Annotated in this window: 6 protein-coding genes; 5 read left to right on the top strand and 1 reads right to left on the bottom strand. The window is 66.8% G+C overall.

Features of this window, described 5'->3' with window-relative positions:
• Positions 1-540: 540 nt before the first annotated feature.
• Positions 541-3,033 carry an ATP-binding cassette domain-containing protein gene (locus U9979_RS02135; protein WP_416219232.1) on the bottom strand — a complete coding sequence of 831 codons (2,493 nt, stop codon included), beginning with the start codon at positions 3,031-3,033 and terminating at the stop codon, positions 541-543.
• 407 nt (positions 3,034-3,440) lie between these two features.
• On the opposite strand from U9979_RS02135, the gene U9979_RS02130 reads away from it, so the two are divergent.
• The 5 genes from U9979_RS02130 to U9979_RS02110 all read left to right on the top strand — a co-directional run bounded on the left by U9979_RS02130 (position 3,441) and on the right by U9979_RS02110 (position 8,112).
• Positions 3,441-4,574: an acyl-CoA dehydrogenase family protein gene (locus U9979_RS02130; RefSeq protein WP_322778045.1), complete on the top strand. Its 1,134-nt coding sequence runs from the start codon at positions 3,441-3,443 to the stop codon at positions 4,572-4,574.
• Between the two features lie 104 nt (positions 4,575-4,678).
• Positions 4,679-5,740, top strand: a complete 1,062-nt coding sequence (locus U9979_RS02125; protein WP_322778044.1) for an SDR family oxidoreductase — start codon at positions 4,679-4,681, stop codon at positions 5,738-5,740.
• A complete protein-coding gene (locus U9979_RS02120; RefSeq protein WP_322778043.1) occupies positions 5,737-7,047 on the top strand; it encodes an aspartate aminotransferase family protein in 1,311 nt (436 codons plus the stop codon). Before U9979_RS02125 ends, U9979_RS02120 begins: the two co-directional genes overlap by 4 nt.
• Position 7,048: 1 nt before the next feature.
• On the top strand, positions 7,049-7,552 hold the full coding sequence (locus U9979_RS02115) for a type II toxin-antitoxin system RatA family toxin (protein ID WP_322778042.1): 504 nt from the start codon (positions 7,049-7,051) through the stop codon (positions 7,550-7,552).
• Positions 7,549-8,112 carry a flavin reductase family protein gene (locus tag U9979_RS02110; RefSeq protein ID WP_322778041.1) on the top strand — a complete coding sequence of 188 codons (564 nt, stop codon included), beginning with the start codon at positions 7,549-7,551 and terminating at the stop codon, positions 8,110-8,112. The genes U9979_RS02115 and U9979_RS02110 overlap by 4 nt, the downstream gene beginning before the upstream one ends.
• The last annotated feature ends 205 nt before the right edge of the window (positions 8,113-8,317 follow it).

Here is an 8,317-nt window from a genome sequence, read left to right as displayed (position 1 = left end):
GGGCGATCCCGAGTCCATAGGCGATGCCGAACGGACCGCCCCCGCTGTACACGACGGTCAGCGGTGGGATGCCCGTGAAGCTCAACACCGAAGCCGTGATCTCCTGCGCCATGTCAACCGTCCTCACACGCCGAGTTCCTTCGGTCCGCCGGCCTGCCGGGCGCTCCGGAGTGCCCTCGTCAACCAGGTACGCAGCGATCCCGCACCGGCAGGCTCGATATCTGGACCGTTCCATACAACGATGTTGGATTACGCAAGCGCCTCGGCCTAGATATCTCAGGGACACCCGCTACGCCCTGTAGGGGTAGGGAAACCACACCTTGGTAGTTGGCGTCGGGATGAAAACAGACCACCCGGTCCCGACTGTTGGACTTAGAGCGCCCGGCAATAGGAGGCACGGCGTGGCGGGGCCGGGGCACCGCACCTGTTGCCAGGCGCCCGCGGCTGCCCCCGGTGATAGCGACGACCGTGCCATCAAGATTTTTAGACATGTTTTCTCCTAATATGGAATCTAATGTTCATCCGGATAAATCCTGATTGTCAGTGGCTCTTTTGCAGTCGGCCGCTCCTCCTCGCGGCGCGGCGCAGCAGGCGCGTTTCGGTGCGCCTGAGGATGTAGGCGCAGAGCACGACTGCCCCGGCCGCGACCACAAGTCCGAACATCAGGTTGCCGGCATAGGTGGCCGCGGCGTGATTCCAGCGTGAATCGCCGTCGACGACGTTCCGCGACACCACGTTGAGATCCGTGGTCGACGCCAGTGCCGCAAAACCCCAGCGTGCAGGGGCCAGCCAGCTCGCCTGTTCCAACCCGGGGCGGCCGACGACGGGCACCATGCCGCCACAGAGCACCAGCTGGGTCATGGTGATCAGCACGAGCAGCGGCATCGCCTTCTCCGCCTTGTCCACCAGCGCAGAGATCACCAGACCCAGCATTGCCGAACCGAGCGCAGCCACCGCGACCGCGAGTAGCACCTCCGGCCAGGGCGAATCGATGACGGCTCCATGCGCCGGAGCCCGGCCGAGCAGGGCGATCAACGTCAGGATCACCGACTGGACGCCGGTGATCAGCGCCAGGATGACAATCTTCGAACTCAGGTAGGCCGTCGTCGACAGGCCGATCGTCTGTTCCCGACGGTAGATCGCCCGCTCCTTGACGATCTCGTGAACGGCGTTGGCCGTCCCCATCAGGCAGGCGCAGACGACGAGCACCAGCAACACCGTGGGTGCGTCCAGGTTCGACTGGCCGGGTACCACACCCAGATCGTGGCGGGCGCGGACACCCCGCGGTACCAGACCGAGCAGGACAGGGAAGGCGATGATAAGTCGCAGGTAGGAGCGGTCGGATGTGGTCACCGACAGCGCGCGGCGAAACAGCGTTGACAGCTGCGCGAACACCGACTGCTGTCGCAGGCCCGCAAGTTCCGCGGGTGCCGGCCGGGCGGACGGTGCGGTCACGGAGGTGGCGACGTAGAGGTTGGATGCACGGAAGCGGGCCCCGGCATCCGCACCCGAGCTCGCCTCCAACTCGAGGAACACATCGGAGAAGTCGAGCTTGCCGAAGTACGGAAGGGCGCCGCGCGGCGGGCCGAAGTACGCGACATGCCCGCCAGGGGCAAGGACCATGACGTAGTCGCACGAGTCGAGGTGGGCCACACTGTGCGTCACCACGGCCACGGTGCGCCCGCCGTCCGCGAGCTTACGCAGTGACATCATGACCGACTTGTCGAGTCCCGCGTCGAGACCGGACGTCGGCTCGTCCAAGTACAGCAGCGATGGCCTGGTCAGCAGCTCCATCGCCACGCTGGTCCGCTTGCGCTGGCCGCCCGACAACCGGCTGACCTGTGTGTTCGCATGCGCTGTCAGCCCAAGCTCGGCCAGCACCTCATCGATGCGTGTCCGCCGCTCATCGGCGCTGACGTCCGGCGGGAAGCGTAGTTCGGCCCCGTATTCCAGGGCCTTGCGCACGGTCAGGGCGGAATGCAGCAGATCTTCCTGGGGCACGTAGCCGATCCGGCGGCGCAGCTCGTCGTACTCGGCGTAGACGTCACGGCCGGCATAGCGGACACAACCGGTGTCCGCGGGACGGAACCCGGTGATGGCGCCCAACAGGGTCGACTTTCCCGCACCACTCGGGCCGATCACAGCAAGCAGGCTGCGCGCCGGCAACCGGAAACTGACATCATGCAGCAGCTGCTTGCCGCCGACCGACACCGACAGTCCCTGCGCCTCGAAGGTGGCATCCCCTTTGTCGACGGCCTCTACCAGCGTGTTGCCTCGCAGTTGGAACAGGTGGTGTCCGACCGCGACCACATCGCTTTCTTTCAGGGATTCCTGAGTCACCCGCCGTCCATTGAGGAACGTGCCGTTGGCCGACCCGACATCGACGATCTCGATCCCGGCGTCGCCGACGTGCAGTTCAGCGTGGCGTCGGGAGACGAGCAGGTCGGCCACGGTGATGTCGTTGTCCGCGCTGCGTCCGATCGACGTTGTGCCGTCGAACAACTGGTGGACGTTGTGGCGCTCGTACTCGAGCGCGGCCCGGCCCGGTGCATTCTTCGCCTCGGCCGCCGACGGCGATTCGATCATGGCTTTTCGCGAGCCCGGAGTCCTCGCCTCGGGAATTCCGGACCCACCTGGCCTTCCGGGGCCACCTGGCCCGGGTACACGCTCGGGGCTGTCGTGCAGCAGCGTCGCCAGCTCGGCCGTGGGTGCCTCCGCGGACGGGGCCTGGGCGTCGACCACCACCTCTGGGCCGGTGGGTGCGCCGAGCCGGAAGCTGGTTCGGCCACGGACCATCCTGGTAGCCACTTTTTCGCCGTTCGCCCAGGTCCCGTTCGAACTGACATCCCGCACCGACCATCCATTGCGGGCCGGCTCGATCACCAGGTGACTTCGTGAAACCTGCACATCGGCCATGACGATGTCAGATTCCGGGCCACGTCCGACCACGCACGTCCGACCAGCCCGCAGTCTGGTCTCGTTGCCTTGGGTGCTCACTCTCAGGGTAGCCGTCTCCCCGCTGTCTCTCGCCATTTGATCCATTCCCTTCCTGTTTATCGGGACGCTCAATCCGATATCGAGGACGAGATGGCTCTCGTCCGTACCGGAACCGGAGACCGCGAACCGGAAACCGCGAACCGGATGCCCTCAAGCCTGGGCCACGACCTCGACCCACGCCATACATCTCAGGTGTGCACACCACCCGCTCAAGGGTTCGGGAAAACCCACCTTGGTGGGCCCTGGTAAAGCCGCGCCGCGGTGCACACACCCGCCACCACCAAGGTGGTGTTTTCCCACACCCTGTGGGCCGTGCCGGCCAGCCCTGAGATGCCTGGAACGGGGCCGGGGACAGAGCCCAACCTGATTGGTGTACCGGCCGGCACGCCGGTCCGACATCGATTTTCAGCCGTGGCGGACACCATCGAGAGGAAGACACGATAATGCGGTTCCTGACCGAGGAACGTCGGACGCTGGAGCAGCTGCTACCGGGTCTGGATGCCGCGTTGCGCGGCTACGATCTGACCAGTCTGGAAGAACAGGGTAGCCCGGCACTGAAGTCGTTTCGGGCTCACCACGGGCCGGCGCTGCTCGTGCCGAGGAAACACGCCGGCATCGGCGCCGACGTGCTCCAGGCGGTCCGCGTGCAGCGCGCGCTCGGTTCGCGCTCGCCGTCGCTGGCTGTTGCGACGACGATGCACCATTTCTCGATCGCGAGCCTGGTCGAGACAAGCCGGGTCAGCACCGGCTTCGAGTGGATGCTGCTGGAGGGCATCGCCCGCGATGGGCTGCTGGTGGCCTCCGGTTTCGCCGAAGGCCGCCCCGGCCAGGCCATCCTCGCCCCTGGCATGACCGCCCGACCCACCGAGGACGGCGTGGTGATCTCCGGGACGAAGAAGCCGTGCAGCCTGGCCCGGTCCATGGACCTGCTCACCGCCTCGGTGGCCGTGCCCCGAACGGACACCGAGGGTACCCAGCTGGCCGTGGCTCTCGTTCCAGCCGACACCCCCGGCATGTCGGTGCGGCCGTTCTGGAAGTCGCCGGTCCTGGCGGCCGCCGAGTCCGACGAGGTTGCTCTGGAGGAGGTGGCCGTGCCCGCCGATCTGCTGGTTCGCACCGAGATCGGGCCCGATGACACCCCCGACGACCTGCAGACCGCCGGGTTCCTGTGGTTCGAGCTGCTTATGGCTGCCTCCTATCTGGGGATGGCCAGCGCACTTGCCGAGCGGGTGCTGACCTCCGACCGCACCGCGGCGTCCGAACGTGCCGGTATCGCGGTAGAGCTGGAAGCCGCAATGGGCTGTGTGGAGGGCGTGGCCCGCGCAATGACACTCGGTCTGGCCGGTGAAACCGCCCTCGCGGCGGCGCTGGTGTGCCGCTTCGCCGTTCAGGACGCGATTGCCCGCGCGGTGCGCCGCAGCGTCGAAGCGCTGGGCGGCATGGCCTACATCAGCTCGCCCGATGTGGCCTACCTGGCCTCCTGTACCGCGGCGCTGGCATTCCACCCACCGTCCCGAGCCCGGATGTCGGACCCGCTGTGCGACTACTTCGCCGGGCAGCCACTGCGTGTCGGCTGATCCGAACCGGCTCACATCCGAACCGGCTCACATCCGAACCGGCTCACATCCGAACCGGCTCACGTCACTGGTGCCGCGTCACCAGTGCTTATGAGGGGAGAACAATGTCCGCTCGTCCCACGATTCTGCTCACCGGAGCCACCGGCGTGGTGGGCAGCGCGCTGTTGCCGATGCTCGGGCGTCATTTCAGAGTAATCAGCCTGACCCGCCGTGCCCGGGTCGAGTCCGAGCAGGTCCACGGCGACATCGCCCGACCTCGGCTCGGACTCGACCAGATGACCTACAAGACACTGTGCGAGCAGGTCGATTTCGTGATCCACGCTGCCGCGATCACCGACTTCGCCGCGGGAGCTCAGACCACCCAGGAGCTCAACGTAGCCGGAACTGGGCGGATCTGTGACTTCACCGCTGACAGCGAGGCACGGCTGCTCTACGTCTCCACCGCCTTCGTCGCGCGCGCCGAGCTGACCCGCAGCGCGACCGGCAGCGATCTACGGGAGGCCCTCGCGCGTCCCGAGGACTACCTGGACTCCAAGCGGGCCGCCGAAGCTCTGGTGGGTGCCAGCGGCGTTCCCGCCGCCATCGTCCGACCGTCGGTGGTGATCGGCGACTCGGTCACCGGGCGCATCGTCCGTCTCCAGGGACTGCACATGATCGCGAGTGCGGTGTTGAAGAACCAGCTTCCGCTGGTGCCGCTGGAACCGTCCTCGCGGATCGACTTCATCCCCCAGGACGTCGTCGCCCGCGCGCTGACCGCGCTGGTCCGTGCCGGGATTCCCGACGGGGTGTACTGGCTGAGCGCCGGGCCGCAGGCGCTGACCGCCCAGAGCATGCTCGGTTTCTGTCTGGCCACCGCGCAGCGGCTGGGTATCGCCGTGACCGCGCCGCGCCTGGTCGTTCCGGACATGGTCGAACGGCTGATCCGGCCGGTGTTCATCGACCCGCTGCCCCCGACGGCCAGGCGCCGCTTCGATGACCTTCTTGCCATGACCGCACTGTTCTCCGGGGCACCCCCGTTCCCCACCAGCCTCGGTGCCATCCCCGGTACCCAGGCACCCACGCCGCACGCGCTGGAAAGCTCGTTCGCCGCGTCGGTGCGATATCTGGCGTTGGCCAAGGGTCTGATCGACGAGCGTGCGGCCGGGCTGACGGAGGTTGCGGCATGAACAGTACGAACAGTACGAACAGTACGAACGAGTCCACGTCCTACCCGACCGGCGCGGCCGAGGTCGCGACCACTTATCGCCGGCACGTCAGCCGTGGTCGGGCCCGGCTGGCGGGTCTGACCGGCGGGTTGGTGGAGGTCGCGTCCGACGGTGCCAGGGTCTGGGACGCCACCGGAAACGAGTACCTCGACTGCGGCGGCTACGGGGTCTTTCTGCTCGGACACCGCCATCCGGCAGTGATACGGGCTGTGGTCGACCAGATCCAGCGACACCCGATGGCGACCCGCCTGCTGCTCGAACCCGTCGCCGCACACGCCGCCGAGACCCTCGCCCAGATCACCCCGCCCGGTCTGGACTACGTGCACTTCGTGACGTCGGGTGCCGAGGCCACCGAAGCGGCCATCAAGCTTGCCCGGGCCAATGGGCGTACCAGCCTGGTCTCCACGATCGGCGGGTACCACGGCAAGACGATGGGTGCCCTGTCGCTGACCGCACGCGAGTTCTACCAGGCGCCGTTCCGGCCGTTGCTGCCAGGAGTGCAGCACGTACCGTTCGGTGACTCCACGGCGCTGGCCGCGGTCCTGGGCACGGTTGCGGACTGCTGCGTGGTCGTCGAGCCGGTACAGGGCGAAGGCGGCGTGGTCCTCCCGCCCGCCGGTTACCTGCGTGACGTCGCCGCGCTCTGTCGCGACCACGGCGCGCTGCTGGTGGTCGACGAGATCCAGACCGGGTTGGGCCGGCTGGGACGCTGGTGGGGAGCGGATGCCGACGACGTCATCCCCGACATACTGCTGGTCGGCAAGAACCTCTCCGGCGGAGTCATCCCGGTCGCCGCCATGGTCGCGACCGCCGCCACGTACGCGCCGTTCAACCGCGACCCGTTCCTGCACACATCCACCTTCGCGGAAGCTCCGGTTGCCATGGCCGCTGCCGCGGCCGCCGTGACCACCATCCGGGACGAAGGGCTGGTCGAACGTGCCCGAGTGCTCGGCGAACAGCTGCTTGCCGGCATACAGGACATCCTGCACGGCACCTGCCCAGACCTCGTGGTCGACGTCCGGGGTGCAGGCCTGCTGATCGGCATCGAGCTGGCCGATGCCCAACTCGCCGGCGAGCTCGTCCTCGAAATGATCGAACGTGGAGTGCTCGTGAACCACTCCCTCAACGCCCACAACGTCATCCGGCTCACCCCACCCGCGGTGCTCACCGCGGCCGACGTGGACCTTGTCCTGACCGCGGTCACCGGCGCCGCCGGAGCGTTGAACGAGAGCCACCCGCACACCACAACCCTCGAAAGGAGCGCCTGAGATGCGCACCGTTGCCCTGGAAACCCTCATACCCGCCGCCCGGGTGGACGCCGTTTTCGCCCGCGTCAGCGATTTCGGCCGCTATCCCGAGTACACCGATACCGTTCGTGAGGTAACAATCACCGATCACGACGATGGAACCGTCGACTCCGACTGGTCGGTCGTCTTCCGCAACGGCCTGCTCTGCTGGTCAGAACGCGATCACATCGATTCCGTTGCTCACACGATCAGCTTCAGCCAGACAGACGGAGACTTCGACACCTTCCACGGCACCTGGCAGGCCTACCAGGCCGGCCCGGACGCCACCCTCACCTTCACAGCGCACTTCGACCTCGGCATGCCCAGCCTCGCCGCGATCATCGACCCGATCGCCGAACGCACCTTGCGCGACAACATGCAGCGGATCATGCGCGGTCTGTTCGGCGATCACGTGGTTTTTCCTGCCGACGGCGACATCCACGACGACGACGCCACGCTTTCCGCTGAAAGGGGAGCGGTGCGATGACGACGATTACCGTCCCCGAGCCCCGTCCGCTGGCCGCGGGCGACCTGCCGACCAGCCCTGAGCAGGCCCGGCAGCTGTTCCGTTCGGTTTTCGCCCAGCTCGCCTCCGGTGTCACCGTGCTCGCCACGGTGACACCGGCCGGCCCCACCGGCATGACCGCGAGTGCGGTCACCTCACTCTCCCTGGATCCACTGCTCGTGCTCGCCTGCGTCGGCAACCGGTCAGCCACCCTGGTGGAGATCCGCGAGGCCGGTCGGTTCTCCATCAACGTGCTCGACGCGAGCGGCGTCGAGCTGGCCACCGGCTTCGCCACCCGGCCCTCGGCAGACCGATTCGCCGACGTGTCCCACGAGATCGTCCACGAGGTGCCCGTACTCGACGACGCGCTCGCGTGGACCACCTGCACGGTGCACGCCCTGCATTCTGGTGGTGATCACACCATCCTCGTCGGTTCCGTCATCGGGCTCTACCGGGGCCACGGTCGACCGTTGCTGTGGCACGACGGGCGCTTTCAATCCATTTCGCGTGGACGGCAAGGCGGCGAAGACCCCGATATGTAGCATCTCATCCGGGCAGCTGACGTGCGGCATTTATATGTATCTTTCATAACGCATGGCATATTGGTCGAAATATCATGGCGAGTACAAACAGAAGGAATAAACTTCGCCACATCGCATCGCCGACCCATGTGCCGCGGTACCATACGACCCGACGAATGAACTCGTAAAGAAAGGAGTCCGGCGTCATGCCTGATCGGCTCATCGC

This window comes from Protofrankia sp. Cas4, assembly GCF_963555915.1.
GTDB lineage: Bacteria > Actinomycetota > Actinomycetes > Frankiales > Frankiaceae > Protofrankia.
The sequence above is the reverse complement of the archived record's forward strand: the minus strand, read 5'-3'. Positions and strand labels throughout refer to the sequence as shown.